The sequence below is a fragment of the Sphingomonas sp. GW821-FHT02B09 genome, from assembly GCF_059421875.1.
The window spans coordinates 127460-151992 of record NZ_JBWKVV010000007.1 but is presented as its reverse complement, the minus strand read 5'-3'; the positions used below and the strand labels follow the sequence as shown (position 1 = coordinate 151992).

General features: G+C 62.9%; 28 protein-coding genes and 1 pseudogene. 23 read left to right on the top strand and 6 right to left on the bottom strand.

Annotated features, from left to right (window positions below; all coding sequences use genetic code 11):
* Positions 1 to 29: 29 nt before the first annotated feature.
* Positions 30 to 644 carry a hypothetical protein gene (locus AC07U4_RS20850; RefSeq protein WP_495196897.1) on the bottom strand — a complete coding sequence of 205 codons (615 nt, stop codon included), beginning with the start codon at positions 642 to 644 and terminating at the stop codon, positions 30 to 32.
* 58 nt (positions 645 to 702) lie between these two features.
* Positions 703 to 2127: pseudogene (locus AC07U4_RS20845) on the bottom strand (ISNCY family transposase).
* Between the two features lie 221 nt (positions 2128 to 2348).
* On the opposite strand from AC07U4_RS20845, the gene AC07U4_RS20840 reads away from it, so the two are divergent.
* Both AC07U4_RS20840 and AC07U4_RS20835 read left to right on the top strand, forming a co-directional pair.
* Entirely contained in the window at positions 2349 to 2843 is a 495-nt protein-coding gene (locus AC07U4_RS20840) for a hypothetical protein (RefSeq protein WP_495196896.1), read from the top strand.
* Between the two features lie 230 nt (positions 2844 to 3073).
* Complete coding sequence (locus AC07U4_RS20835; protein WP_495196895.1) at positions 3074 to 3268, top strand: hypothetical protein; 195 nt, start codon at positions 3074 to 3076, stop codon at positions 3266 to 3268.
* 14 nt (positions 3269 to 3282) lie between these two features.
* Here AC07U4_RS20835 and AC07U4_RS20830 read toward each other — a convergent pair whose 3' ends face one another.
* Positions 3283 to 3771 (bottom strand): hypothetical protein, encoded by a 489-nt coding sequence (locus AC07U4_RS20830; protein WP_495196894.1) that lies wholly within the window; start codon positions 3769 to 3771, stop codon positions 3283 to 3285.
* Between the two features lie 136 nt (positions 3772 to 3907).
* Here AC07U4_RS20830 and AC07U4_RS20825 point away from each other — a divergent pair, with 136 nt between their 5' ends.
* From AC07U4_RS20825 to AC07U4_RS20810, 4 genes are read left to right on the top strand one after another with little or no spacing between them, the layout of a single operon-like run.
* Positions 3908 to 4156 (top strand): type II toxin-antitoxin system Phd/YefM family antitoxin, encoded by a 249-nt coding sequence (locus AC07U4_RS20825; protein ID WP_495196893.1) that lies wholly within the window; start codon positions 3908 to 3910, stop codon positions 4154 to 4156.
* Positions 4156 to 4596: a type II toxin-antitoxin system VapC family toxin gene (locus AC07U4_RS20820; protein WP_495196892.1), complete on the top strand. Its 441-nt coding sequence runs from the start codon at positions 4156 to 4158 to the stop codon at positions 4594 to 4596. The genes AC07U4_RS20825 and AC07U4_RS20820 overlap by 1 nt, the downstream gene beginning before the upstream one ends.
* The gene (locus AC07U4_RS20815) at positions 4596 to 4901 is read left to right on the top strand and encodes a hypothetical protein (protein ID WP_495196891.1); all 306 of its coding nucleotides are present in this window, start codon (positions 4596 to 4598) and stop codon (positions 4899 to 4901) included. The genes AC07U4_RS20820 and AC07U4_RS20815 overlap by 1 nt, the downstream gene beginning before the upstream one ends.
* Positions 4902 to 4950: 49 nt before the next feature.
* Positions 4951 to 5358, top strand: a complete 408-nt coding sequence (locus AC07U4_RS20810; RefSeq protein ID WP_495196890.1) for a response regulator — start codon at positions 4951 to 4953, stop codon at positions 5356 to 5358.
* Positions 5359 to 5401: 43 nt separating this feature from the next.
* Here AC07U4_RS20810 and AC07U4_RS20805 read toward each other — a convergent pair whose 3' ends face one another.
* Together AC07U4_RS20805 and AC07U4_RS20800 are read right to left on the bottom strand one after the other, a co-directional pair.
* Positions 5402 to 5614, bottom strand: coding sequence for a hypothetical protein (locus AC07U4_RS20805; protein ID WP_495196889.1), 213 nt, complete (start codon positions 5612 to 5614; stop codon positions 5402 to 5404).
* A gap of 245 nt (positions 5615 to 5859) precedes the next feature.
* A complete protein-coding gene (locus tag AC07U4_RS20800; RefSeq protein WP_495196888.1) occupies positions 5860 to 6300 on the bottom strand; it encodes a hypothetical protein in 441 nt (146 codons plus the stop codon).
* Between the two features lie 363 nt (positions 6301 to 6663).
* On the opposite strand from AC07U4_RS20800, the gene AC07U4_RS20795 reads away from it, so the two are divergent.
* The 7 genes from AC07U4_RS20795 (at position 6664) to AC07U4_RS20765 (ending at position 13355) form a co-directional block, all read left to right on the top strand.
* The gene (locus AC07U4_RS20795; RefSeq protein ID WP_495196887.1) at positions 6664 to 6990 is read left to right on the top strand and encodes a hypothetical protein; all 327 of its coding nucleotides are present in this window, start codon (positions 6664 to 6666) and stop codon (positions 6988 to 6990) included.
* 243 nt (positions 6991 to 7233) lie between these two features.
* Complete coding sequence (locus tag AC07U4_RS20790) at positions 7234 to 7698, top strand: TIGR02391 family protein (RefSeq protein WP_495196886.1); 465 nt, start codon at positions 7234 to 7236, stop codon at positions 7696 to 7698.
* A gap of 1169 nt (positions 7699 to 8867) precedes the next feature.
* Entirely contained in the window at positions 8868 to 9311 is a 444-nt protein-coding gene (locus tag AC07U4_RS20785; RefSeq protein WP_495196885.1) for a DUF736 domain-containing protein, read from the top strand.
* 82 nt (positions 9312 to 9393) lie between these two features.
* Positions 9394 to 10560: a DUF2493 domain-containing protein gene (locus AC07U4_RS20780; RefSeq protein WP_495196884.1), complete on the top strand. Its 1167-nt coding sequence runs from the start codon at positions 9394 to 9396 to the stop codon at positions 10558 to 10560.
* Positions 10561 to 11497: 937 nt separating this feature from the next.
* On the top strand, positions 11498 to 11830 hold the full coding sequence (locus AC07U4_RS20775) for a hypothetical protein (protein WP_495196883.1): 333 nt from the start codon (positions 11498 to 11500) through the stop codon (positions 11828 to 11830).
* A gap of 316 nt (positions 11831 to 12146) precedes the next feature.
* Complete coding sequence (locus AC07U4_RS20770) at positions 12147 to 12443, top strand: hypothetical protein (RefSeq protein WP_495196882.1); 297 nt, start codon at positions 12147 to 12149, stop codon at positions 12441 to 12443.
* 315 nt (positions 12444 to 12758) lie between these two features.
* Positions 12759 to 13355, top strand: a complete 597-nt coding sequence (locus AC07U4_RS20765; RefSeq protein WP_495196881.1) for a hypothetical protein — start codon at positions 12759 to 12761, stop codon at positions 13353 to 13355.
* 179 nt (positions 13356 to 13534) lie between these two features.
* Here AC07U4_RS20765 and AC07U4_RS20760 read toward each other — a convergent pair whose 3' ends face one another.
* Positions 13535 to 13996 (bottom strand): hypothetical protein, encoded by a 462-nt coding sequence (locus tag AC07U4_RS20760; RefSeq protein ID WP_495196880.1) that lies wholly within the window; start codon positions 13994 to 13996, stop codon positions 13535 to 13537.
* Positions 13997 to 14297: 301 nt separating this feature from the next.
* On the opposite strand from AC07U4_RS20760, the gene AC07U4_RS20755 reads away from it, so the two are divergent.
* From AC07U4_RS20755 to AC07U4_RS20710, 10 genes are all read left to right on the top strand, one after another.
* Positions 14298 to 14585 carry a ribbon-helix-helix protein, CopG family gene (locus AC07U4_RS20755; protein ID WP_495196879.1) on the top strand — a complete coding sequence of 96 codons (288 nt, stop codon included), beginning with the start codon at positions 14298 to 14300 and terminating at the stop codon, positions 14583 to 14585.
* Positions 14575 to 16953: a type IV secretion system DNA-binding domain-containing protein gene (locus AC07U4_RS20750; RefSeq protein WP_495196878.1), complete on the top strand. Its 2379-nt coding sequence runs from the start codon at positions 14575 to 14577 to the stop codon at positions 16951 to 16953. Before AC07U4_RS20755 ends, AC07U4_RS20750 begins: the two co-directional genes overlap by 11 nt.
* A 2-nt stretch (positions 16954 to 16955) precedes the next feature.
* Positions 16956 to 20204 carry a MobF family relaxase gene (gene mobF / locus AC07U4_RS20745; RefSeq protein ID WP_495196877.1) on the top strand — a complete coding sequence of 1083 codons (3249 nt, stop codon included), beginning with the start codon at positions 16956 to 16958 and terminating at the stop codon, positions 20202 to 20204.
* A 97-nt stretch (positions 20205 to 20301) separates the two neighbouring features.
* Positions 20302 to 20622 carry a type IV secretion system DNA-binding domain-containing protein gene (locus AC07U4_RS20740; RefSeq protein WP_495196876.1) on the top strand — a complete coding sequence of 107 codons (321 nt, stop codon included), beginning with the start codon at positions 20302 to 20304 and terminating at the stop codon, positions 20620 to 20622.
* A complete protein-coding gene (locus AC07U4_RS20735; protein ID WP_495196875.1) occupies positions 20567 to 21076 on the top strand; it encodes a hypothetical protein in 510 nt (169 codons plus the stop codon). Before AC07U4_RS20740 ends, AC07U4_RS20735 begins: the two co-directional genes overlap by 56 nt.
* Positions 21073 to 21501, top strand: a complete 429-nt coding sequence (locus AC07U4_RS20730; RefSeq protein ID WP_495196874.1) for a nuclease-related domain-containing protein — start codon at positions 21073 to 21075, stop codon at positions 21499 to 21501. Before AC07U4_RS20735 ends, AC07U4_RS20730 begins: the two co-directional genes overlap by 4 nt.
* A complete protein-coding gene (locus AC07U4_RS20725) occupies positions 21498 to 21950 on the top strand; it encodes a hypothetical protein (protein WP_495196873.1) in 453 nt (150 codons plus the stop codon). Before AC07U4_RS20730 ends, AC07U4_RS20725 begins: the two co-directional genes overlap by 4 nt.
* A gap of 340 nt (positions 21951 to 22290) precedes the next feature.
* A complete protein-coding gene (locus AC07U4_RS20720; RefSeq protein WP_495196872.1) occupies positions 22291 to 22593 on the top strand; it encodes a hypothetical protein in 303 nt (100 codons plus the stop codon).
* Entirely contained in the window at positions 22583 to 23230 is a 648-nt protein-coding gene (locus AC07U4_RS20715) for a hypothetical protein (RefSeq protein ID WP_495196871.1), read from the top strand. Before AC07U4_RS20720 ends, AC07U4_RS20715 begins: the two co-directional genes overlap by 11 nt.
* A gap of 13 nt (positions 23231 to 23243) precedes the next feature.
* A complete protein-coding gene (locus AC07U4_RS20710) occupies positions 23244 to 24080 on the top strand; it encodes a CsgG/HfaB family protein (protein WP_495196870.1) in 837 nt (278 codons plus the stop codon).
* The last annotated feature ends 453 nt before the right edge of the window (positions 24081 to 24533 follow it).

Sequence of the window (24533 nt, the reverse complement as noted above, 5' to 3'; positions counted from 1 at the left end):
TGCGCCAGCAGCGGGCTCGGTCCCGCCGCTTAGTTGGCGGATCGAGCCTGCATGCTACGATTGCTTAGCGCTTCCTGCGTCGTAAGCTCCTTCGGCTTCAGCGTTTCGAGCAGGGCCTTATCGGCCTGCATGTATGTTAAGGCCGCCCTCAAGATGCCGACTACGAAGGTATTTTTCTGTGAGCTTTCGTACTCGATGCTGCCGGACGCTTCATCCAGCATGTTGCGAGGGGTATCGTAGGTAGTTGCCAGTATTGCATTGAGGCCGTCGATAACTGACTGTGGTGCCCTATCATTTGCAATTATGTCATTTATGGCGACGTTGAGTTGCTTACCCGTCATCCTTGAGAAATCGTAGTGACCATCCGGCAAGCCTTGAGAGCGGCTTAGCATGCGCCCACCCTCTGTGGTGACACGCTTGAGGTCCTCCTGACTGTGATCAATATTGTTGTATGAAAGATAATAGTCCCAATCAGGCGTAATGGACGGAGCTTGCGTATCAGCGAGACTGGCGGGTTGTGCGGAAATCGAGGATGATTGCGTCGTTACGTTGGCGACCTTCCCGATCGTCTTTTCCGGATCGAGCTTCACCTGAGTAGTGCGCGTATACAAGGCCGGGGAGGGCAAGCTAATTGTGCTGATCATCACCGGGCATCCTGCAGCGCTTTCTGGCCGACATAGACTTGGTCTGGTTAACACGCCCCTACCTTTCTGATGAACAGGCATAATCGGCGAGGCCGCGAGCAACCAGCTCCTCGTTGGACAGGCGGGAGTCGCTCTTCAGCTTCGGTGTGCACAGCCGGCGCCGGTCGGCCTTGCCCGTGGCTGGGGCAGGGATTGCGAAGACCCCGACGGACCGAGAGCTGCGCGCCGGCTCGTTGTTGTTGCGTTTGGGATGATGCGGCGCGGCTGCTTGGATGGCATGTGCCATCGCCAGAGCGGCCCCCAGGTGCTTGTTATCGACGATGGCGGCCTGGTTCACCCGGCGCATCTTGTCGAACACGCGGTAGGGTAGCACGCGCTCACCGTGGCGGATCTCGATGCGACCGTCTGGGTACTCGCACACGTGAACGCGCTTGCGGGCCAGCGAGCGGGTGAGGGGCGTCGGCTCGAGGATGAACATGGCTTTGTTGAAGTGCAGCGCCAACGAGGCGGTGACGGTCCGCTCCTCGCGCTACACCATCTCGGCCTCGACGTTCTCATGCGCGGCGAGCGGGCGGTGGACGTCGCGTGGGTCCGCTGGCGCACACGCGAACCGGGCATTGTGCCGGGCGACGTAGGAGGGGAGGAAGGCGTTGGCCTCGTCGATGGAGGAGACGCCCGCCAGCCTCATCGCCTTGACCAGCCGGTCCTGCAGCGTGCCGTTGGCGCGCTCGACACGCCCCTTGGCTTGTGGCGAGTTGGCGCAGATGATCTCGACGCCGAGCTTGTCCAGCGCTCGGCCGAGATGCGTCATGCCGTCGCTGTCGGCGGTCGCGTTGTTGTTCCGGAAGACGCTGTGCTTGTCCGAATAGAAGGCCACCGGCTTGCCGTGGCGCTCGAGATAGCTGCGGGTTGCGCGCATGTAGGAGAAGGCGCTCTCGCTCTCGGCCATCTCCAGGTGCATAAGCTCGCTGGTGGCATCGTCGATATAGACCAGCAACGTGCAACGCGGACCGCGGCCCTCGAACCAGTCATGATCCGACCCGTCGATCTGCACCAGCTCACCGCGGCACTCGCGCCGGTAGCGCGACTGGTGAAGCCGGGCGCGCTTCGCAACCTTGGCCTTCCACACGCCGGCCGCCATGAGCATCTGCCGCAGCGTCTCGCGCGATAGCGTGATCCCATGCCGCTCGGCCAGGTACTCACACGCCAGCGTCGGCCCGAAGTCGGCATACCGCTCCCGCACGATGCCGACCACGCGGTCGCGGAATGCGTCATTGAACCGCCTGTTGCTCGCCCGCCCGCGCTTGCGAGACACAAGGCCGGCCGCGCCGTCGGCTCTGAGACGATCCAGCAGCCGGTAGATCTGCCGCGGGCAGAGGCTCAGCGATGCTGCCGCATCGCTGACGCGCAGCTCGCCACGTCCGACCCGCTGAAGAATGTCAAACCGCGTCAGTTCGCCCTGGCTCATCGCAACCACCGTCATCAGCGCGCGCCCTCAACCGTGCGGGCGACATGCCATCCGTCGGCCGCGTTGACGTCGGCTGTGACATCTCTAACTTGCAGCCAGGTGACATTTGTACGTTGCGTCTACATGCAGGCCCCAATCAGTAGTTCGATAATACTGTTTATGTTAAATCAGGTAGTTATCAGTATTTTCGACAGCGTGGTTATCTTGAAATTTGGGCCGAAGGCAACCGACTTTGCATGTCGGGCATTTTCGTGTGCCGCAATCCCGAGGACGCCCTGGTGCAATTTAAGATCGCGCTGCTGAAGCAGCAGCATGCCGAAATCCTGTCAGCCGTCGCCGAGCTCACAAAACTGTTTGCGGGATCCTTCGAGGAAGCTGGACCGCAACTCGGAACTGCACGAACAACGCTCGCCCGACTGATCGCAAAGCACCTCAAGACCGAAGAGGAAGAATTGCATTCGCCCTTGCGGGCACGCGGGCTCACGACACAGATCCCGGCTTTTGCCGATATCGCGGCGGAAACGCGTGATCTTCGCTTGGCATATTCCGCCCATATCGGGGACTGGCACGCGCGAACCGTTCCAGCCAATTGGTCAGGATATGCCGCTAGCGCACGCCGGCTTCACGCCGCACTCGAGCGGCTAACCAAGCGCGAGGAGGAAGAAATTTACCCAGCTGCACAACGACTCTTGTCGGAACCGCACCAAGGCTCTGCCGCGCTGAAACGATAACGGGGCCGAAACCGATAGCAGCGGTCCCGACCCCGTCGATCGAAGGATCCTCCGTCGAAACGGGGATAGACTGGTTAAACGCTCACGCATCGAATCCGGTCCGCTATCCCTGTTACACAGGTCAGCTTCAATTTTCCATGAACGGGTCAGTGCGCCCGTTCCCATCCGCCATGCGGCACTTCACCCAAAGGACTTTACCCGAAGGACACCCACCCCGAAGGGACATCAAAATGACCGTTATCGCACTTTCGCCACGCCGCGGTTCGCTCGCTTCACTCGAGAACGCCTACGCCGTCGCCATTCAGCTCCGGGAGAAAACCGGGATCGACCAATTCGTGGTCGGCACCGACAACCCCCTTCAGCCCTTCCGCGTCTCCCGGTGCCGGCCACAACACCCGGAGCATCTTCTGGCCATGGTCGCTTGACCAGGCCGTGATCGTCAGCCCTTGGCTGTCATGTTCGCCATGAGCTGTGCTGCGGTCAGGCTCTCGCACAAATCCGCATTGGTCGCGTAGACCACCGCCAGCTTCTCCTCGCGCACCACCGTGCACATCCTACCGCGGCGGTAAGTCAGGCTCTTCAACCAGCACAGATCCTCGTGCGCCTGTTCGAAGGGCGTATCGTAGAGCAGATACCAGAGCCGCATCTGGAACGGGTTCTGCGCGCTCAGGATCTCGGCGAGGTCCTGGGTGCCTTCGCCGTCGATCACGCCATTGCCGACATCGCGCGCCAGCGCTTCGAAGGCCTCCTGCATCTCGGTGATCGCCAGATAGGCTACGTCGAGACCGATGCCGATGGTGGCGCCTGCCAGCACCCGGCGATCGGCCGAGATCTCCGGATCGCCGTTCGCATTGACGCTGCTGTTGTTCAGCACGTCGTAGAGCGGAAGGTCGTAATCGTACCCCCGCATCATGTCCTGTACGTTCATCTTATCCTCCTTCGGGTGAGGTCGCAGGGTTGCCCAGCACGTCATGCAATGGGGATGATCGCCACCATGGTGAGCATTGACAATTCCGCTTCCTGGGGCAATGTCTGAACGTCACGACATTGAGGGTCAAGGCGCCATGCAAACTTTCTCCAGCCGCGATTTCCAACGCGCACCGGGCGTCATCAAACGCGCGGCCGTTGACGGTGCCGTCATCATCACCGAACGCGGCCGCCCCATCATCGCGGTCATGCCTTTCGCCGAATACGAGCGCCTGAAAGCACCTCCAGGCAAGATCCTCGACGCGCTCGATATGGATGAGGTTGGGGACATCGACGTCGATTTCAGCAGGCCTGCTACCTTTCCCCGTCCGGCCGTCTTCGACTGATGTACCTCCTCGACACCAACGTCCTGTCCGAACTGCGCAAGCGGCGCAGCGGCAAGATCGATACCGCCGTGGAGGCTTGGGCAAACAGCGTTGATCAAGCCGACCTGTACCTATCGGTCATCACGGTGATGGAGGTCGAGCTCGGCATCGCCCTGCTCGAACGACGCGATCCGCATCAGGCGAGCGTGCTACGGCTGTGGCTGCACGACAAGGTCATGCCTGCCTTTGCGGGCCGCATTCTGGCGATCGATGCCGTGATCGCGCTGCGCTGCGCGCGGCTCCATGTGCCGGATACCAAGAGCGAGCGTGACGCGTGGATCGCAGCGACCGGGCTGGTTCATGGCCTCGTGGTTGTCACCCGGAATGTGGCCGACTTTACCGGCGCCGGCACGACGCTGCTCGATCCGTGGGTCGGAAACGCCGAGGCAGGGGATCAATGATGGTAGAGCTTACGACCAACGAGGTGGCCTGGATCAAGGGAGCGTCCGACGCCCTGATCGCCATCCGATCCGCTACGCGTGACGAACTCGATGACGAGCAGCGTCACGATATTCGCTTTCTTGCAGATGCCTTCCACAACATCGGGATGGTCGACGGCCAGAGCCCAATGTTCGCTCACCTGCACACACCTGACATGTTGGCTCGCGCCTCGACCGTCACGACGCGACTTCGCGAGAGCAACCATCGCGGACGTCCATCCAAGCGGTCGATCCTTTCTCGGATTTTCGGACGGCCAGGCCGCTGAAATCACGCGCAAAGGCGAACCGTTCTCCTAAATTACGGGTTGAAGCGACATGACCACGTCCACCGTCCCCTATGCACTGGCAGTCGATGACGACCCCATCATCCTCATGGATATCAGCGGCATTCTCGAAGATGCCGGTTTTCGCACCCGCGAGGCAGATGATGGCGATGCTGCGATCGCTATGCTTCCGGATCATGCCGAGAGCATCACCCTCCTCTTTTCAGACGTTGAAATGCCCGGAGGCACTAACGGCTTTGCGCTCGCGCGCCACGTCGCAGAGCGCTGGCCGCATATCGAGATCGTCATCGCCAGTGGCCGTATCAAGCCCGAGGCGGGCGACATGCCGGAGAAGGCCACGTTCATCGGCAAGCCGTTCACGAAGGCGATGGTCCATGACCATCTGCGCGAAACCCTCCCCGACGGAAAAAAGCCCGAACCGCTAAAGGTCGCCGTCTAGCCTGCGGCTTAACGGCGATCGTCTCGTGATCGTTCACCCACGCTCAGTCGTCCTCATCGACCTTGGAAGGCGTGACGCCGCGCGCTGCCAGCGCCGCGTTGAGCTGCCGCTTGATGCTCATGCCGTCTAGGTGGCCATGGACGCCGTCATAGCCTTCAGCCGAGAGCTGGTTTCGAATATCGCTGATGGAGCGGCAGCTTCCGGCCTTTGCCAACTGAAAGGCCCGTTCAATCGTCGTCACGCGCGTGTCGGTCATAAACCTCTGTTGGATCAGCGTGCGGGCCGATCGCCGCATGCCGTTCCGATATCGTTGCGAAAAGCTGCGTTTCCAAGCATCTTAGCACTTGCAACATAATGTTCGCAGATGCAGCATGGCGACGCCTTTCAGGCATCCTCTCCTAAAACTTTTCGGGTCGGCTCACGCCGGCCCTTTTTTTGTTTGCTGACCCTCGCCGCTACCGCTGTCCCGCAGGTGGCGACGGCATCGCAGCATCCGCCGGCTCAACGAGCCGGAACGGCTGCCTCGCTCACGTTTCGGAGGCGGCTGATGATGAATTGGCGCTCCCGCTCAAGCTGATCCTCCATCATCGCCCAAATGACCCTCGCGGCTCCACAATAGCCGGACCAATCGGCCTCGATCGTGGTCGACGTCCACCTCTCGACATGCTCGAACGAGATCTCCCGCTTCGCCGCGATCACGCAGAGCAAGTCGAGCAGCTCCGCCCGTTCATCGACATCGCTGTCTTGAAGGAGTCGAGGCACCACGACGTCGGTGACGAATGCCGATCGTGCCTGACTGACCGCGCTCAAATCTTTGCGCGTTACGTCCAGCGCCGGGCTGTCTGGAGTGGACGCCCCACAATGGGCGCGGATGTTCGTCAGCCCATCCATGATCTGTCTGTGATACTCCTCCATTGTCTGGAGCATCGCCTGGTCATCCATCGCTGCGACCTTTTTTTCCCTGCCAACAAGCAAACGCTTGAGATTCTATTTCGTGCTCTTGATTTATGTCGAACTGATGCGTGAAATTGGGACGAGGCGATGTATCCGCTCGATCCCTGCTTCTTCCTTTTGGAGCACGGTAAATCCACCCCTGAAAAGTGATACCTCACATTGTGCGGGTCCAATCTTCTGCTCCGAGAGGAGGCCGTTCCGCATGCGCGGGAGATGGCGACCAGCACCGGGGAATGAAGCCCCGGCCAATTAGAACCACATAGGATGCATCGACGAGGCGCCGCGATCAGATCGCAATCGGATTTCGCCAACCAAACGCATCGGCTATCGGTCACTGCGGGAGGACCACAGATGGATCATCGGCGCGAACGCCCCGGCCGCGATTTCTTGAGCGAAGTGGAGCGCCTCGAGCGTCGCGCGCGCTGGGTCACCGACCGCTACACTTGGAAACGGGTCGCCGTCTTCGCAGGCCTCTTCATCTGGCTCAGCTGCGCCTCCGTCCTCGAAGGTGAGGTTACCGCGGCGGTCTATTTCGGTCTCTGGACCGCGGTCATGATCGGCTGCTGGACGGCGTCGGGCTGGCTGCTCGACCTTCCCAAGCTGCTGTTCCCTAACGTCACAGCGTTCCAGCACCTGCGTCGGCCGGCACCGCGTGTAGAGCTGCATCACGTTGGATGAGAAACTTGCCTCCCCCCTTCCCTGACAACGACGTGCTGCTGACCCTGCAACCGTCGGAGGCGGCGGAATACCTCCTGCGATACATGCACGAACTCCCCTTCACCGGCCGTCACGCAGGTGAATATCCTAGGCGGTTTCGACGAAGCCGCAGGGCCCCGCGTTGGCCAAGCCATTGCCGAGGCATGGGCGTGGGCAGAGGCGCAAGGGCTCCTTGTCCCGTCCGCTGGCAATCGCAGCGTCGGCGTGGTCGAGCTGTCTCGCCGCGCGGAGGCGCTTCTTCTCGATGACGGGTTCGCCAAGCATCGGCAAGCCGCCGGATTGCCTCGCGAGCTGCTTTACACCACGATCGCGGACAAGGCTTGGCACCACTTCATCGCCGGAAACTACGATGTGGCAGTCTTCGCGGCGTTCAAGGCGCTGGAGATCGCCGTCGCCGAGGTAAGCGGGTGTGAGGGCACCGGCACGCAGCTGATGCGCGCCGCTTTCCACAAGCAGAGCAGCCCGATCACGGATCCTGACATGCACGACGCCGAGAAGGATGCCGTCAGCCAGCTATTTGCCGGCGCGTTCGGCCTGTTCCGCAATCCGGTCGGTCACCGTGAGGTGAGCTACAATGGGCCAGCTGAGCCGGCGGAGCAGCTGATCGTTGCCAGTCACCTCATGCGGATCATCGATGCCGCCCGATCGCAGCGCGGCCGTCACAGCTAAGTTTGATCTCGAGGTCCGCTGCGGATGCGCGGCGCGACGAGCCTCACTTCGGGGTTTTGTAGCCCCACTGCTCATTCGGATCGGACTTCTTGTAGCTCCCTCGCCGGGGGTTCGGCACAGCTTTACCCTCCGATCGACTGGTGACGACGGTATCCGGCTGAGCGCTTGCCGTCCCGGCGGGCATCGCGGTTGGTTCACGACCGCATGCAGCGAGCGTCAGTGCCATGAGAACAGACGCAGCGATCGCGGGATAGCTCATGGTGGTTCGTGACATTCGCGATCCTTTGGCTTGCTGGTCAGCTGGATCGTAGGCCGCACATCATCTCCGGTGAAGCAGCCTATTGGTCGATGCAGGAAGGAAGGCAGGAAGGTATGGGACATCCCGCCCAAGAGGGCGGGACCGTTCAATAGTCGCCAAGAGGCTCCCCGAGCCCCGCGAAGAGCGGGTCTCGGCCCTATCGGGTACAATCACTTGTCGGGCTCCCGGGACGCGCTGAGAGCAGCTCCTGCGCCATTTTCGCGGACGATGTGGGGCGAGGTGGCGCGCCTCCCCTCGTGTCACGCCCAGGAGCTCGCTCACCGCCGGCAGCCTGCGGCTGTAGAATCATGCGCTTGCGCGCATGATGATTGTTTGTTGGGCCAATGATCTCATCACACCCTTCGCCGTCTCTCAGTGTCTCTGCGTGCCAGACCCGTCCGACGGGGTCGGCGTCAAAGGAGAATTGCCAGCAGAGCTGGCAATGCTTTTGTTTGTTTGAAGACGCCTCAACAAGAATACCGGGCCTAAAGGCCCTACGGTTTCCACCGCTAAAGCGGCGGAGCCTCCGTCATTCGTGTTGACCCCGCCGGCCGTGCCTGCCTCTTGAGCCCCTGCGAGGACGGCTCCGGGTGCGATGAGATCACAGGCCGGGGCTACGCCCCCCAAACATCGTACCTGTTCATCTGAATTGCTCGCTACCGCGATCAATGCGTCTTTGATTTGATTATTTACGCTCCCTAGTCGGGAGCTATTTTTGCTCGGACTCACCGTGTACGATGACTTGGCTGTCAAGAAATCAATGCGCTTCAATACTTAGAGGGGAGGGGGTAAAAGAGAGATGCCGGAAGGGGAAAGGCCCCAAGCACCGGCAAATAGGGGGACAGGCCCCCGCCTAGATGGAGTAAGTATTATGAACATCGGTCAGTTCAAGTCGGTCAGCGGTCAGCTTGTCGGTTCGATCGCCACTGCCACCATCGACCTCGCTCGCCTTGGCCTCCGCCCGGTCGACAGCACCAACGAGCGCGCGCCCGCCTTCGAGATCGTCGCGCTCAACGTCGCCCGCCGCTGGGTGCAGATCGGCGCGCTTTGGGAGTTGACCAGCAATTCCACCGGCGAGGTTTTCTATCAGGGCAAGCTGGACGACCCCAGCCTCCCCGAGCCGCTGCAGATCACGCTGTTCGGCAACAACGACGAGGGTTTCCGCGTCGTGTGGAACCGCCCGCAGCCCCGCCGCGAGAATATGGACGGCACCCGCCGGACCCGCCGCAAGGCGACCGCCGACGACGGGTTCGGCAGCGGCAACGCGACCGATAACGGCCAGCTTGCCGAAACCGACGAAATCCCCGCGTTCTAAGACCCCCAAGACGGGCGGGGAGAGCGGCTGAAACGCTCCCCCGACCCTAAGCCGAAACCACCCTGCCAAAGGATTTGCAACCATGACGAACGGTCCGACCTCCGCCCGCTTTACCAGCTTCGCCGCAATGGGCGAAGCCCTCTCACAGCAGGCCAGCAGCCGCGCCGACGCAGCCCGCAAGGGTTGGGAAACCCGCCGCAACAACGCCGCGCGCACCGACGGCCACGACTGCGACCCCGCCGACGATACCGCCGAGCACGACACCGCCAGCGAGAGCCGCGCGGCCGAGATCGCGGAGAGCATCGCCGAGGCGACCGCGACCACCACTTTTCAGGAGGCGTTCGGCGAGGTCGGCGCGCTTTCCATCGTGGAGCTTGGCGGCGAGCGTCAGGAACTCGACATGCCCGAGCCGATCGAAGCGCAACACGATTGCGCGGCGATCATGGCGACGCTGTTTGACCTGTTCCGCGATACCCGCCTTGAGCCGAGCGCACAGGCCATCGCATGGGGCTTCGTCAATTCCTTCCACTTCGAGGCGCAGAAGCTGGAACGCGAGGAGGACGCGCTTTGCCGCGACCTTGGCGAGATGACCCGTCGCTATGATCCGTCGGAAATCTACGCAACCGAGATGGAGGAATTGCAGCTTCGCGCGCAGACGATGACCGAGCGCCGCGCCGCCATCGAATGTATGCGCGACTATGCCGCCGACTGCTACCGCGCCCAGTCGGGCCACCCATGGTCCCCCGCGCGCGGATCGAAGGTTTCGAGCGGAGGCACCGCAAGCCAGATTGCCGCCCTCGACTTCCTGAAAGCCCGCGCGCAGGACCACCGCGAAAAGCGCAACCCGACCGGCCCGCTTGTTGTCTTTTCCGGCGGGCAGGAGTGGCACGACTTCCAGCAGCTTTGGGACCGCCTCGACCAGATCAAGGCCCGCGTGCCCCACATGACGCTTTGCACCACCGCACAGCGCAAGGGTTGCGATATGATCGCGGCAGCATGGGCGGCGAGCCGTGGCGTAACCGTGGTTGCCTTCACCCCGCAGACGGGCCGCTATGGCAACCGCGCCGGGTTCGTCCGCAACGAGCAGCTTGCAAAGCTGGCACCCGTCGAAGCGATCGTTTGTCAGGGTTCCGGGCTGCAATCCAACCTGTTGCAGGTGCTGAAAAACGCCCGCGTCCCGACCCACGCCTTCCGCATCGACGGACAGGCACCCGCCCCGACCGCAACCAAGCGGCAGGCGTTCAGCTAACCTATCGGGCGGCGCAACCGAGAGCGCGCCGCCCCTCCCCTTTCCTTGGCAGGAATGACTAGGCCAGCGACGGGCGAACCCCGGCGCTGGCCCTTTTCCGTCAGCGTCGCTTGTGGGGGGAACCCTACGGTTCCCCCACGCCAGTCGAGCGGCTGCGCGGCACCCATGGCACGGCCCCGTCGGGCCGCGCCTGGTCGCCGCGCAACCGCTCGACTTCCCCCTTCCGGTAGTGCGCTGCCGCAGGCTTGTGTCGGGCGCCGGCGAGCTCGGCGAGTATCGCCCTGGTGGCTGGCGTGGCACCCGCTCGCTCGCATCGGTCCGGCCCTTCGGCCTCCCCTTGCTACGCCTCGACCGGGGAAGCGCCGGAGCGGGCATCGAGCCCGCCCCGTCGCTGCCACGCGGCACCCTTGGCACGGCCCCGCCGGGCCGCGCCGCGATCGCCGCGCAGCGCTCCCAGATCAGCGAGCGGCCCCCAGCTCGCTCGCATTGGTCCGGCCCTTCGGCCTGCCCTTGCTACGCCTCGACCGGGGAAGCGCCGGAGCGGGCATCGAGCCCGCCCCGTCGCTACCACGCGGCACCCTTGGCACGGCCCCGCCGGGCCGCGCCGCGATCGCCGCGCAGCGCTCCCAGATCAGCGGGCGGCCCCCGGCTCGCTCGCATCGGTCAGGCCCTTCGGCCTGCCCTTGCTACGCCTCGGCCGGGGAAGCGCCGGAGCGGGCATTGAGCCCGCCCCGTCGCTGCTGCCGCGGGGGAAAACTCTCTCTCAAGACGTCCTAGTGTTTGGCCGGGACGACGAGCCTCAAGGACGGCGGGGCCCCACCATTTTGCTTTGCAAAATCGTGACCCCCACCGCCGCTGACGCGGCCGCTTCGCGGTCCTTGACCCTCGCCGCCCCGACCAACGCGAGGACACCGTCATCGAGATGAAGGAGACGGTCATGAACAGCATCAACACGCAGCGCATCTACGCCACGCACGAGGCCGGCTATTTCGCCGCTCAGCGCCACGGGTTCCAGACTATCCAGCGACTGGAAGACGCGCTCCGGGAGCGTGACGGATGGGCGGGCCGATACACCGGGCGCTTCGATCATGAGCTGGAGGAATTGGTGGTCGACGACGACTGCTCCGACGAGTTCGACGACGCGCATCAGATCGCCGAGGGCATCGCGGCCGAAGCAGCACGCGGGAACGCGCGCGGGATCATCATCGCACAGGGCCGCACAGACGAAGCGGCGCTGATGATTCTCGCGGCAAGCCCCTCGCCGGGGTGAGGCTCAAGGCCCGGCCGGCCCCCGGCTCGCTCGCATCGGTCAGGCCCTTCGGCCTGCCCTTGCTACGCCTCGGCCGGGGAAGCGCCGGAGCGGGCATCGAGCCCGCCCCGTCGCTGCTGCCGCGGGGGTATACTCTCTCTCAAGTCGTCCCAGTCTGTCGGCCGGGGCGGCGAGCCTCAAGGACGGCGGGGCCCCACCATTTTGCTGCGCAAAATCGTGACCCCCACCGCCGCTAACGCGGCCGCTTCGCGGTCCTTGACCCCCACCGCCCCGACCGACGCGTGAGCATCGTCACAGAGACGAAGGAGGAACGGAAATGGAGGTTCTATTGTTCAGGGCGCTCACAGAGGCTAAAATCGATGCCGATACGGCCCAGCGGGTCGTCGACGCACTCGAGGAGCACATCGACGTGGCGGTAGGACAGGCAAACAAGGCGCTGGAAGGCAAACTCGACGGGCACACTGCTCGCTTCGACGCCATCAAGACCAGCATGGATGGCTTCAAGGGTGCCGTCGATCAGATGCGGGTCTGGCTCATCATCGTGACGAGCATCATCGCCATCTGCGCGCTTGCCGGGACTGTCCTCGGCGTGGTCAACCAGATCACCAAGTAACAACCGGAGGGGCTACGGCTCCTCCTTCTTCGTCGGGGCTGCTCGGGCGACCGGGCGGCCCTTTTTGCTGCCTGCCGGTCGGTGAGGCCTGAGCCGGCTCGCTCGCATCGGTACGGCCCCTGCGGGCCTCCCCTTGCTACGCCTCGACCCATGCGGCGATGCACCCGCCAGCCTGACGCCCAGCCCGCCTCGCTCGCCCCTGCGCAACGGCCCTGCGGCCGTGCGCGGGCTACGCCTCGCGGGCTGGTCGGCCGCTATGGTCGAGGCGTCCCGCGAACTCTCCGGAGAGGAGGGAGAAAGGGAGATGCGGTTTCAATGATGGAGGTCGCGATGACCATCACTTTCCGCGTCGAAAATGGCAACGGCATCCTTCCGCCCAAGGCTGCGATCATCACCCCCGACCAGCTCGGAGCGCTCCGCGACCTACTCGCCGAACAGTCCCTGCGATTGGGCTTCACCATGCTCGCACCGGTCCATAGCATGACGGGCGACGACGCCTTCGAACTGGAGGCACGCGTCTGCCATCTCGCGCTGGCGGTCGTCTCGAGATGCTTCGACCATGACCCCGATGTGATTTCCATTCTCGACGAGGCACAATACCTCGGTCGGCGCATCCGCGTCTGGCAGGATCACCGCGGCTCGGACATCAAGATCAGGCTCTCGCTGACGCTAGACGGCGCACCGCAGCTGACGGTCGCAGACGACAGCGCAATGGCTCTCCTCGCGGGCCTCGGTCTCGATCGCGCGAACGCTGGCGTCATCGCAATGACCGAGCTTCGCGACCGGCTGACCAACCCGCGGATAAGGCGTCGTCTCGACGACGATCCTGCGATGGCGACATGCGTTGAGACCCTGACGGCCATGGCGGCTTTGAAGCCAGTCGAGGGTGACCATCTGCTCGCTTGGGTCTGATCGACCCAAGCCGCTTTACCGACCCACATGGGACGCCCAGCCTGACGGCTGGCGTCCCATTTTTTTGCCTGCGGATGCCAAGCCGGCTGCGCCGCGCTCCTTGAACAAGAGAATGGCCGCACTGGGTAGCAATCCCGGTGCGGCCATTGGTGTCGATCGGGGCTCGAAACGGATCAGGCTTACGCCGTGATCCGCGTCTCGACTTCGTCGACACCGAGCGTCTTCACCGCCTCCATCAACCGCTCCAGTCGATCCAGCGGGAGCTTCAACAACCCTGCCTTCTCGACCTTGTCGATCGCCGTATCCCGCAGCTTCTTCAGATGAGCCTTTCGGCGTTCCGCCAGCTTACGTTCTTCGGCCTCGATCGCGGCCATTTCAGCGTCCAGTGACTTCGCCATATGTCTTGCCTTTTTGGTCAGGCTGATCGGGCTCTGAACGGGCCCGGTATAACCCGCGATCGGCGCCTCGGAAAGACCGAGACCAGTGCCTCCCCTCACAACCAGAGAGACCCCATGACGATCATCGCCGAACAGGCCCAAGAACCCCGCGCGAAGCGCAGGATCATCGCTCAATTCCGCCTTGAAGGCGGTTCCCGGCCCCGCCGAATCCCAGAGGATCTTCTCATCGATCCAAAGGGCCAAGAGGATCAGAGCAACACGGGGGTATCGGGACTACAGTAGTGCACACCTTTGCAAGCTGCGCTTGCCTAGCCCGTTGTAAAACAACGGATATTTTCCCGGAAAGTGCGTGGGACAACGTGTTACGTTTCGTGGGACACTGTCCCACAGCCGGAGAATGGCTGATTTCCGCCGTTTTTGCGTGGGACAGCGTACCACGTTCTTTCAGTAGCGCCGAATCCCGTGCTTGAAGACCGCTGGCCGACCGTCTACAACAAGGCACCTTTCGGAGACCCCACCAGCCCCCCTGCTAGGGAGCTGGAAGTTGAAATCCTTTCGTCACTGCTCGGTCCGGATACCCCGCGACCTGTGTGATCGACTCGACGCAGAGGCGGCATCGACCGGATGCACGCCTTCCGACGTCATTCGCCTCGCCATCGAGAAACATCTCGAGCGTGCGAAACTGATGACGGACAGTAAGCGCCGACACCTTCGCGTCACAGAATATATGCAGGTCGCGCTCGACGCGATCATCCGGGCAGATCACCCGGAAATGCGCGAGACGCTCGTCCTCGAAACCGACCGTCGCATGAAGCTTCACCATGGCGCGTGACGACCCCAAAAAGCCGGGCAAGGAACCGCGCAAGGACATCCGCAATGATAAGCGGCCGATCCCGCAGGAGCATCACTCCTCGCGCGGCGCACCGCCTCGAAATTCGGGCAATTTCACTCGCGGGAGCCAGCTCCTCAACACCCAGGTCCTCATGTGGCTGCAGGGGGCGCGGATGCCGGTTTTCGTGTGGCTCGGGACGTTCCTGCTCGCCTACACGATCATCCTGTCACTGACGCTCGACGAGAACAACGTCCAGCTGATCGCGATGCGGATCCTGTCGTCTCTATGGGACTGGATCTCGTTCGACGAGATGAAGCGGGTGAACCTCCGTCTGCCGGACAGCAGCGTGCGCTCGACGTTCATGGGATACGTCCCGTTCGTGCCTGAGGTGGTGCTCGCCTGGGGCAAGGCAGTCAAAGGTTTGTTCGCCTCGCTGACCTTCGCCACGGTCGTCACTGTGCCCCTGTCGATCTGGTACGTCGACTTCTCGGCGAGGCGCGGCAAGGCGATGATCCAGGAGCGCCACGAACGCGGCGCGCTGCTGGTCGAGCGTGACCTTCTCTACGCGGAAATCGCCGAGCACAACAAAATCGAGTTCGTGAAGGAAGCGGGTCAAATCTTTCCCGACAAGACGCCGGCGCAGGTGCTGGCGATGCCCTTCAAGGCGCGGAAGCTGGGCGGCATCCACCATCCCTATAGTGTGGCTGGCATCCCCTTCCCGCACCGGCTCGAGCAGTCTCACTTCCTTACGCTCGGCACCACCGGATCGGGCAAAACGACCGTCTTCCGCAAGCTGCTTCGGCAGATGCGCGAACGCGAAGATAGCGCCGTCGTGTTCGACCTGACGGGGGCCTATGTCGAGGCATTCTTCGATCCCGATCGCGACACCATTTTGAACCCGGCCGATGCGCGTTGCCCGGCGTGGACGATCTTCAACGACTGCACCAGCTACAGCGATTTCACCGCTGCGGCCGCGGCGCTGATCCCCTCTGATGGCGGGGGTGGCGACCCCTTCTGGGTGCTGGCCGCGCGCACGCTGTTCATCGAGATGTGCATGAAGCTCATCGAGGAGGGTCTGACGTCCAATCAGGCGCTCGCGGAAAACCTGATGACCGCCGACCTGAAGCTGGTCCACAAGCACCTCGCCAACACCATCGCCGACCCGATTACGGCCCCTGAAGCGGCCAAGATGGCGGAGTCGATCCGCGCCGTGTTCAACACCAACGCGCACGTCCTGCGCTTCCTCCCTGACGACGGTGAGCAATACTCGATCAAGGCGTGGATGACCGCCGAAAAGAAGCCCGGCTCAATCCTGTTCATTACCTCCAACTACACCGACTTGGAGATGAACCGGACGCTGCTGACGCTGTGGTCCAACCTCGCGATCCACTCGCTGATGACGATGCGCAAAACCCGGTCGCTGCGTACCTGGTTCGTGTTCGACGAGCTCGGCGCTTTGCACCGGCTGCCGGCGATCGAAAGCGGTCTGCAAACGGCTCGAAATTTCGGCGGAGCGATGGTCCTCGGCCTCCACTCGTTCGATAAGCTGGTGCAGGTCTACGGCGAAGAAAATGCCCGCAATCTATCGTCGCTCGCGCGGACCAAATTGATCCTCGCGGCAGCCGATCTCGACACCGCCGAGCAGGGTGCTCGCTACATCGGCAATCGCGAGATCCGGCAGATGGATGAGGGGTATAGCTACGGTTACAACAACACCCGCGATGCCTCGACCCTAACCCCCCGCAAACAGGTCGAACCGCTGGTCATCGCCGACGACATCATGAACCTCCCCAGCCTGCACGGCTTCGTGAAGTTTCCCGATGGTTTTCCTGCAGCTCGCGTCCGCCTCGAATGGGAGCATTACGCGACCGTCGCCGAGGGCTTCATTCGGCGCAAACCCGGCGAGCCGGACGAGCCTCATAAGGTTGTGCGCGGAGGTGGTGGAAAGCCGAAGGATGGTGGGGGTGATGAGGTCGGGCGAGCAGAGGCACCCGGCTTGGAAGAGCCCGAGAGGGAACCAGCAAATGATGCTAACAAGTTCGCCGCGAACATTCTGTCACAGCCGACCGAAGGTGAGATTGACCATTCGCGCGATGGCAAGACAGCCGATCCCCAAACCCAGAGCGAACCGCAGACCCTTACGGCGGAACAACGACCCGCTTTGGACGACGATCGACGTGATAGCCGCGGGTCGGTTGCCGCTCGTGATAACGCACCGCCCGACAACGAAAACGATCGGCATGGGAAGGCAATGCGCATGCCCACGGCTGAGCCGACGTCGGAGCGCCCGGAAGACCTGTCCATCAGGGAGGCGCGTGACGCCTTTCCTGACGGAAGAGAGGATGACGGCCTAGGCATTGGTGACTGACGATGCACTCGATCGCATCCGTCAAATCGGCGTCTGGCGCTGCCAAATATTTCGCAAAGGACGACTTCGTCAGCGGCGAATATTACACCGACGAAAAGGCCGGTGATGTCAGTATGTGGGGCGGCGAAGGCGCTGCCGCTGCTGGCCTCACCGGTGCCGTCGCCAAGGAGGCGTTCGCCAAGGTTCTGAGCGGCGAGTTGCCGTCCGGCGAGAAGGTCGATGTGCGGGAGGGCCGACGCCCCGGGTTCGACCTGACCTTCTCGGCGCCGAAGTCCGTGTCCGTGATGGCTTATATCGCCGGCGATAAGCGGATCCTTGGACCAGGTGGCGCGAAGACGATCGCCGTGCAGAAGACCATGGCGTGGGTCGAGAAAAACATTGCTGCGGCTCGGGTAACGCAGGACGGCAAGACCGAGACGGTGAAAACCGGCAACCTGGTCTATGCGCTCTTCCAACACGACACGAGCCGCGCCCTCGATCCACAGGCACACATCCACTCGATCGTCGCCAACATGACCCAGATGCCGGATGGCAGCTGGAAAGCGCTTGATGCTCAGAAGCTTTGGGCCAGCAACACCGTCATCGGATCGATCTATCATAGCTACCTTCGGGATGAGCTCGAGAAGCTTGGCTATCAGGTCCGCATGGACGGCAAGCACGGTACGTTCGAGATTGTCGGCGTGCCCAAGGAGGTGCTCGATACCTTCAGCAAGCGCCGCGAACAGATCCTCGAGAAGGCCGCTGAACTCGGCATCGTGTCGCCGCAGGGGCGCAACCAGATCACCGTCAACACGCGCGATCCCAAGCTGAACGTTGAGGACCGGGAGGCGGGCTTGGTCATCGAATGGATGAAGGACGCTGCCGCTGCCGGCTTCGACGGCAAGAAGCTCCTGGAAGGCGCCATGGCGGCCGCAGCGAAGGCGCAGGAGCGCGAGAACGCAAACCCACTAGAACGGGGCTATCAGGCGATCGTGGAGGCCGTGGGTGCCACCCGTGCCGCTGTCGCCGATATGCTCCGATCTCGCGATCCGCTGGTGGACCGTGGCCTTGTCCGCCTCGGTTTGTCCGAAGGGCAAATGAATGCGCAGTATGCGGTCGCATCGGCGATCCGCATGCACAACCAGCGAGAGGCAGCTTTCGAGACGCACCGCGTGGCCAAGACCGCGCTGGATCTCGGCTTCAAGGGCGTCACGATCGAGACGGTCGAGGCGCGCATCGAGCAGCTGACAGAGAAGGGCAAGCTGTTGCCCGGGCACATCCAGATGAACGGCCGCACTGTCGAAGCCGTGACCACGCCGGAGGCGCTGCAGAACGAAGAGCGCATCCTGGCGATGGTGGAGGCCGGCAAAGGTCGGGCGAACCCGATCATCGCCGCGGCCGACGCACCCGGCCGGCTTCAGGCGGCTTCTCCTTTCGAACTCAACCCCGGGCAGCTCGCCGCAGCGACACTGCTGGTGTCCGGCACCGATCGCATCGTCGCGGTTCAGGGCGTCGCCGGCGCGGGCAAGTCGACCATGCTGCAGGCGACGGCTGCTGTTGCCCGCGAGGAAGGCATGCGCGTCCTCGGTCTGGCGTTCCAGAACAAGATGGTCACCGACCTGAAGGACGGATTGAAGCCACAGGAGATGTCGGTCGACGACATGAAGGCGGCCGGGATCGAGGCGCAGACGATCGACTCATTCGTGCTGGACAACCAGAAGCACGTCGACAATCCGAACACGCCGGAGGCCAAAGCCAAGCGGGCGGAGATGAAGAACACGATCATCGTCGTCGACGAGACGTCGATGGTGTCCGACCCCCTGATGCTCAAGATGCTCACCATCGCCGACGCGTTGGGCAATGAGCGTCTCGGCGAGATCGGCGATCGCCGGCAGCTGCAGCCGATCGATCGCGGCAAGTCGTTTTCCGTGCAACAGGCTGCCGGCATCACCACGGCGCGCATGGACGAGAACATCCGCCAACGCACCGATCAGCTGCGGACCGTCGCGGCACTTACCAACGTCGGCAAGGCGGCCCAGGCGCTGCGCGTGCTCGGCGACAAGGTTGTCGAGGATAAGAACCCTGCCGAAAAGGCTGCAGCGATGTGGCTGGAGCTCCCGCCGGAGGAGCGCGCCGTCACTGCTATCTTCGCGTCCGGCAAGGAATCGCGCGAGACGATCAACAAGACTGTCCAGGAAGGCCTTATCAAGGATGGCACGCTGAAGGGCGACGGGCTGTTCCTGACCGTGCATCAGCCCGTCAACATGCTTCGCGAGCAGCTGCGCTACCAGCAGTTCTACAAGCCGGGGCAAACGCTGCACGTCAGAGGCAGCGTTCCCGAGATCGGGCTGCGGCATGGTTCGGCCGAGGTCAAAAGGGTCTTCGCCAACGGCAAGGTCGGGGTGAAGCTCGAGAGCACCGGACGAAACGTGAAGTTCTCGCCGCAGCGGATCGATCCGATGATCGAGAGCGACCGGATGCAGCTGACCACCCTCGAGACGGTCAGGGTCTATGAGGGCGACCGGATCCGCTGGACGGCGACCGACAAGGAGCGCGGCATGCACAATGCCGCGATGGCGACGATCACCTCGATCGAGGGCGGCCGTGTCACCGTCGAGCTAGCGTCCAAGGAGACGGTGACGCTCGAACGGAACGACCCGATGCTGTCCCGGCTCGACCTTGCCTATTCGCTGAACGCACACATGGCGCAGGGCGTTACCGCCGACAAGGCGATCGGTGTCATGCAGAGCTTCGAGAGCAACCTCTCGAACCAGCTTCTGACCAACGTCATCATCACGCGTGTCCGCGACGACCTCATCATGGTTGTTGACGACCAGAAGAAGCTCGAGGCGCAGCTCGACCGCAACACCGGCTACAAGACATCCTCCCTGGAGAGCCTCGGGCAACTGGAAGTCGATGGCACCGGTCGGAACACCAAGGATGCCGACGATGCCCTGAGCAAGGCGATGGCCGTGCTCGACGAGGTGAAGGAGCCGATCCTAGTCGATCCGGCGAGCCTCGACATGACGGACCTGCCGCCCATGGGCGCCTCGGACACTGACTATGCCGACATGAAGGGCATGGAAGACGGCATGCCGACGATCGGCGCGAGCGACGACCAAGTCCAGCGTGATGTCGGTCGACCTGACAAAGACGACCAGCTCGGAATGCCCCCGCTCGACATGGACGACCTCAGTTCGCTGCCCGCCATGTCCGACGCCGTCGAGCAGCTGCGCGGCATTCCCGAAAAAAACCTCAGCCTGGATATGTGATGATGACGCTAGCTACGCACCTCGCCCTTCGTGCTTTCGGGTATCAATGCCGCCGCAGCGGCTGCGCCGCCCATAGCGGCCGGTCGGAGGTCAGCCGATGACGCTGATCCTACGCGGCACCGCCGACACGATCCCTGCGGACGTGCTTGCCGCGCACATTCGGGCAGCACGATCCGGGCAGCAGCGGTTGGTCATCGTCGACGAGGGTAGTCAGCTGGTCCGACGTCATATCGACTATGACCGCGACCGGCTGATCGATGCGGGGCACACGAATTGGGACATCTTCGCCGATCACATCGAGCGCCTAGAGCTTGCCGAGGCAAGCGAGGCGATCCTGCATCAGGACCGATCTACCGGAACGGGTGTTCAATGCTGCCAGCATCGTGCTGGCGGAGATCCTCTGGTATCTCGCCAGTGAACCGGGTGCGGGCTTGCGTGAGATCTCGGCCGAGATCCGGGCCCTGACCTATGCCGGGCTAGCCGAGCATGTGCGGCTCAATCTGGATGATCCTGAGGACACCCGCTTCGGATGGATGACCTTGGCGCTCCTGCAGGAATGCGCCGGTCGGTTCGCTGGCCGCCAATCGACGATGCCGCGCGTCTCGATCTGCCGTTGGTTTGCGGGCGACGCGCGAACGATCCTCTTCGTAGCAGCCGGCGCCGGCGTCGATGACGGTGCCTGCCGTTCGGTGGCCGCGGCGATCGCCAGGATCACCGAGATTGAGCGTGGTGGCGGCCGTAGCATCGCTGTGCTCGCCTACGATGACGATCCGCGCAGGACACCCGAGGCTGACCTTCAGCCGGCGGCCAATAGATCGACAGGAAACGTGGACGCGTCCGGATGGACCGAAGCCGCGGGGGGAGCACAATGATCGTAAAACATTCGACCAAAGCAGACGAATGCGCCGACTTCGCAGCCTTCATCGCTGGCGCAGAGTTCGAGAGGCTGCCCGAGCGGACAAGAAGGAACGCGCTTGCCCGCCGCCGCGGGCTCGAGGGAGAGCGAGCGACGGCACACATCCTCGATCGGCATTTCCATGATAGCCAGGATCATGTCTTGCTCCACGATCTGCGGCTGCCGGACGGGATAGGCGGCTTCGCTCAGTTCGATCACATCATCCTCTCGCGGCTCTCGCGCACCGCGACGGTCGTGGAGGTGAAAAACTATCGTGGGCGCTTGTCCAAGAACGAGCACGACGAATGGCTGGTCTGGTATGAGGGTCGGCGACGGCCGATAGATATTCCCAACCCGCTAGCGCAAGCCGACGGCAAAAAGAGGTTCTTCGGGCGTGGTTGAAGGCCCAGAAGCACGACCTCGCCTTTGAGAAGATCGGTGCCTTCGTCATCATCCCGTCGGACTGCTCGATAGACCGGTCCAAGGTTGGCAGCGACGTCGCCATCTACAAAGCGGACAACTTCATCGCTGCCTGGGCGGAGTTTGGCGGCATCTCGCCCTTAGGTCGCCTGTTCTCCTCCGGCGTCGCGGCAAAATCGCTGACGGCAATCGCTCAGCAGTTGGCCGCCAGCCATCAACCGGACCCGCGCACGTTCGAGGAGCTGGTCGGGTTGCCCCCGAGGAAGGACGATTATCCTTCCGCCGCAGCGGTCCCGGAAGATGAGCCAGCTTCGGCCTTGAAGCTGGAGCCTGATCCCCCTGCAGACGCTGACCTTGGTAGCGTTCCAAACGCGCATGATGACGCTGGGCAGACGGACACTGCCAATGAGGTTGCCGAGGTCCCCCCATAGTCCCGGTAGAGGTCGAAACGGCGCCCCCTGCCCCCTCCAAGCCAATCCGCGCCGGCAAGGCGTCGACGAAGATCGAGGTCATCCCCGGCATCCACGAACGTGCGCTGCCCGATGGCCGCATTGCCTTCCTCGCCGACGAGACGGATGGAGCAGGTGACCGGCTAAAACGCGCATGCGACGGCTTAGGCCGATGGAATCCCCGTTACCGAAATTGGCTTACAGACGCGGACCAGGCTGTGGTCGTCCGTGAGATGCTCCTGACGATACATCAGGAACGACCACTGGAGGCTGATGAGAGATTGCCAACGAACGTCGGCCAGCAAGCGCGACAGGCTTGAGGATGGCACATCGTGACCAACCGGTTGGTTCGCCGGCCTCCGACGAATTGCAGCAGGGAGCGGACGCGGACCTCGCCGACGGCTTTCGAACGCAGTCCTTTCACCTGATGCAGGCTCATCCGATCGCCGCAGCCCACCTCGTGCTGGCCGCGGCCTCGATCGCTCCGACCTGCGCGGCCGAGCAGGAGGTTGCCGACGAATTTTCCTACGTAATCGCCGACTTCGCGCAGCAGCTCCGCCTCATCCACCAGCGAGCCGTCCGCCGGCGTGCGCAGGAAGCCAGGAGCGCATCGCGTGGGCATTGATGATCGCGACTACATGCGCGCCCGTTATAGACAGCGTCAAAAGCAAGCCGGCGCCAGCATATGGTGGAACGATCGTAGGTTCAGACGCGAGTTTTGCGATGGCCGGCGAGCTCCACCAGTCGCACGCGGCGGCTGGCTCGCTAACGGTGGAAATGGGCTGATACTGCTGCTCTGTGCGCTGCCACTGGCGGTGCCAGCTTATCGCGAAGCGAAGCGAAGCGGATGGCTGCCAGATTTCGGTGTGGAACTGCCCTTCCCCGCATCGGAAACGGTAACCGTCCACGATAGCGTCGATCCACGATCTGCGACGTCGCGAATCCGCGTGGTCGCGGGACCGGCAAATGCGGTCGTACAATTACTCAACAGCGAAACAGATGCGCATGTAATTTCGGTTTACGTGAAACGTGCCAAAGACACATCTGTACCAGTGCCGCCGGGTGTATATCGCGTACAGATCATCGAAGGTGACAAGTGGCACGGCCCGAATAAATGGTTTGGTTCTTCGACGACCTACGAGACAGTCGTCAGTCCTATGACCTTCACCCGCCTGGGCTACCACACAATCAATCTGAACCGGAGTCCAGTGGGGAATCTGCCAACCAAAAGTAATATCACCAACCCAGAACCACTAAACTGAGTAGGGAACGACCATGTATAGAACGATTGCGATCGTAGGAATGCTTGCAGCTGCCGCAACGTCAGCTTCGGCTCAGAAAATGGGCAAAGGCGGCATCGGCATCGACGAGACGACCGAGGTGCCAAGGTGCGACCGATCGCTTGGTACGGTCGCCCTGGTGGAGGAACGCAGCGCAGCCAGTCCGACCGATGGCATGCCCGCCGGCATGGCAGCGCTGATCCGAATGGCAGAAGCGCAGAACGGTGGAAGCCAGCGGGTGGACCCCCTGCCCCTCTTGAAGCTGCTGGTGGCGCAAAGCGGATGTTTCCAGATCGTCGACCGCGGCGAGGGATTCGATGCTCTTCAACGCGAGCGGCAGCTTGCTGCGGGTGGTTCTGTCGCCGGAGCCAATAACCAGGCGACGTTGAAGGCGGCCGACTACCTGCTGCAGGCGAAGGTCCTCTATTCCGACAACGATTCCGGTGGCAGCGGTGGTGGGCTCGGCTCGATGTTCCCTGGTGGCTTGGGCTTCAAACAAAAGGTCAAGGCGAGCCAAACGATGCTGACGCTGGTCGAGGTCAAAACCGGCATTCAACAGGCCGTTGCGACCGGCTCGGCCCGCAAGAAGGACCTATCGATTTTGGGCGGGGGCTTGCTCACCAACTCGGGGATCGGTGCGCTGGGCGGCTCGTACACGTCGACCGACATGGGCAAGATCACGTCACTGGCGATGCTCGACGCACTCAAGAAGCTGATGACACAGGCACAGGGACGGTTGGCGCCGGCAGCTGCGGCTGCGCCCGCACCAACGCTTCCAGCCCCTGGCACAGTGGTCCCCGCGGCTGCGCCGGCAGGCGTGCCACAGCGATAGAGAAAAGGGGGGAGGAGAAGGGTGGCCATAGGCCGGAACACCCCCCTCCCCTTCAATCGATAGGCACCGCCATGTTGATGCAGAACGATCTTTTCGAAGAAGCTGAGGCCTCGGACGCTATCGAGGAGGTGGCCGAGCCAAAGGCATTGCCGATCGCTGTGCCTTGCGGCTTTCGCGATCGACATAACAATCCATGCCAGCGCCGTGGCAACTAGCCGATCATGGACGGAGGTAAGCAGATGCTCTGTCGCAAGCGACCGATGGTACACTGCGACGCCGCCTGCTTCCGAGGAGACCCCCCTGCCCCGGTCGATACCAGAAACGACGACGACATCGTCTGGGGTGACGAGGGAAGCGGATATGGCGACAACCAGTCGGGTTAAGCCAGCCCTCATTGCGCCCACCGGCCGGGCGTCGGAGCTGATCCAGAGGCGCGAGGTACGATGCCCGTGC

What these genes read in the sequence shown, in the direction of transcription:
- AC07U4_RS20850 (WP_495196897.1), bottom strand. Translation starts at nt 644, where the DNA reads ATGATCAGCACAATTAGCTTGCCCTCCCCGGCCTTGTATACGCGCACT.
- AC07U4_RS20840 (WP_495196896.1), top strand. Translation starts at nt 2,349, where the DNA reads ATGTCGGGCATTTTCGTGTGCCGCAATCCCGAGGACGCCCTGGTGCAA.
- AC07U4_RS20835 (WP_495196895.1), top strand. Translation starts at nt 3,074, where the DNA reads ATGACCGTTATCGCACTTTCGCCACGCCGCGGTTCGCTCGCTTCACTC.
- AC07U4_RS20830 (WP_495196894.1), bottom strand. Translation starts at nt 3,771, where the DNA reads ATGAACGTACAGGACATGATGCGGGGGTACGATTACGACCTTCCGCTC.
- AC07U4_RS20825 (WP_495196893.1), top strand. Translation starts at nt 3,908, where the DNA reads ATGCAAACTTTCTCCAGCCGCGATTTCCAACGCGCACCGGGCGTCATC.
- AC07U4_RS20820 (WP_495196892.1), top strand. Translation starts at nt 4,156, where the DNA reads ATGTACCTCCTCGACACCAACGTCCTGTCCGAACTGCGCAAGCGGCGC.
- AC07U4_RS20815 (WP_495196891.1), top strand. Translation starts at nt 4,596, where the DNA reads ATGGTAGAGCTTACGACCAACGAGGTGGCCTGGATCAAGGGAGCGTCC.
- AC07U4_RS20810 (WP_495196890.1), top strand. Translation starts at nt 4,951, where the DNA reads ATGACCACGTCCACCGTCCCCTATGCACTGGCAGTCGATGACGACCCC.
- AC07U4_RS20805 (WP_495196889.1), bottom strand. Translation starts at nt 5,614, where the DNA reads ATGACCGACACGCGCGTGACGACGATTGAACGGGCCTTTCAGTTGGCA.
- AC07U4_RS20800 (WP_495196888.1), bottom strand. Translation starts at nt 6,300, where the DNA reads ATGGATGACCAGGCGATGCTCCAGACAATGGAGGAGTATCACAGACAG.
- AC07U4_RS20795 (WP_495196887.1), top strand. Translation starts at nt 6,664, where the DNA reads ATGGATCATCGGCGCGAACGCCCCGGCCGCGATTTCTTGAGCGAAGTG.
- AC07U4_RS20785 (WP_495196885.1), top strand. Translation starts at nt 8,868, where the DNA reads ATGAACATCGGTCAGTTCAAGTCGGTCAGCGGTCAGCTTGTCGGTTCG.
- AC07U4_RS20780 (WP_495196884.1), top strand. Translation starts at nt 9,394, where the DNA reads ATGACGAACGGTCCGACCTCCGCCCGCTTTACCAGCTTCGCCGCAATG.
- AC07U4_RS20775 (WP_495196883.1), top strand. Translation starts at nt 11,498, where the DNA reads ATGAACAGCATCAACACGCAGCGCATCTACGCCACGCACGAGGCCGGC.
- AC07U4_RS20770 (WP_495196882.1), top strand. Translation starts at nt 12,147, where the DNA reads ATGGAGGTTCTATTGTTCAGGGCGCTCACAGAGGCTAAAATCGATGCC.
- AC07U4_RS20765 (WP_495196881.1), top strand. Translation starts at nt 12,759, where the DNA reads ATGATGGAGGTCGCGATGACCATCACTTTCCGCGTCGAAAATGGCAAC.
- AC07U4_RS20750 (WP_495196878.1), top strand. Translation starts at nt 14,575, where the DNA reads ATGGCGCGTGACGACCCCAAAAAGCCGGGCAAGGAACCGCGCAAGGAC.
- mobF (WP_495196877.1), top strand. Translation starts at nt 16,956, where the DNA reads ATGCACTCGATCGCATCCGTCAAATCGGCGTCTGGCGCTGCCAAATAT.
- AC07U4_RS20740 (WP_495196876.1), top strand. Translation starts at nt 20,302, where the DNA reads ATGACGCTGATCCTACGCGGCACCGCCGACACGATCCCTGCGGACGTG.
- AC07U4_RS20730 (WP_495196874.1), top strand. Translation starts at nt 21,073, where the DNA reads ATGATCGTAAAACATTCGACCAAAGCAGACGAATGCGCCGACTTCGCA.
- AC07U4_RS20720 (WP_495196872.1), top strand. Translation starts at nt 22,291, where the DNA reads ATGGCACATCGTGACCAACCGGTTGGTTCGCCGGCCTCCGACGAATTG.
- AC07U4_RS20710 (WP_495196870.1), top strand. Translation starts at nt 23,244, where the DNA reads ATGTATAGAACGATTGCGATCGTAGGAATGCTTGCAGCTGCCGCAACG.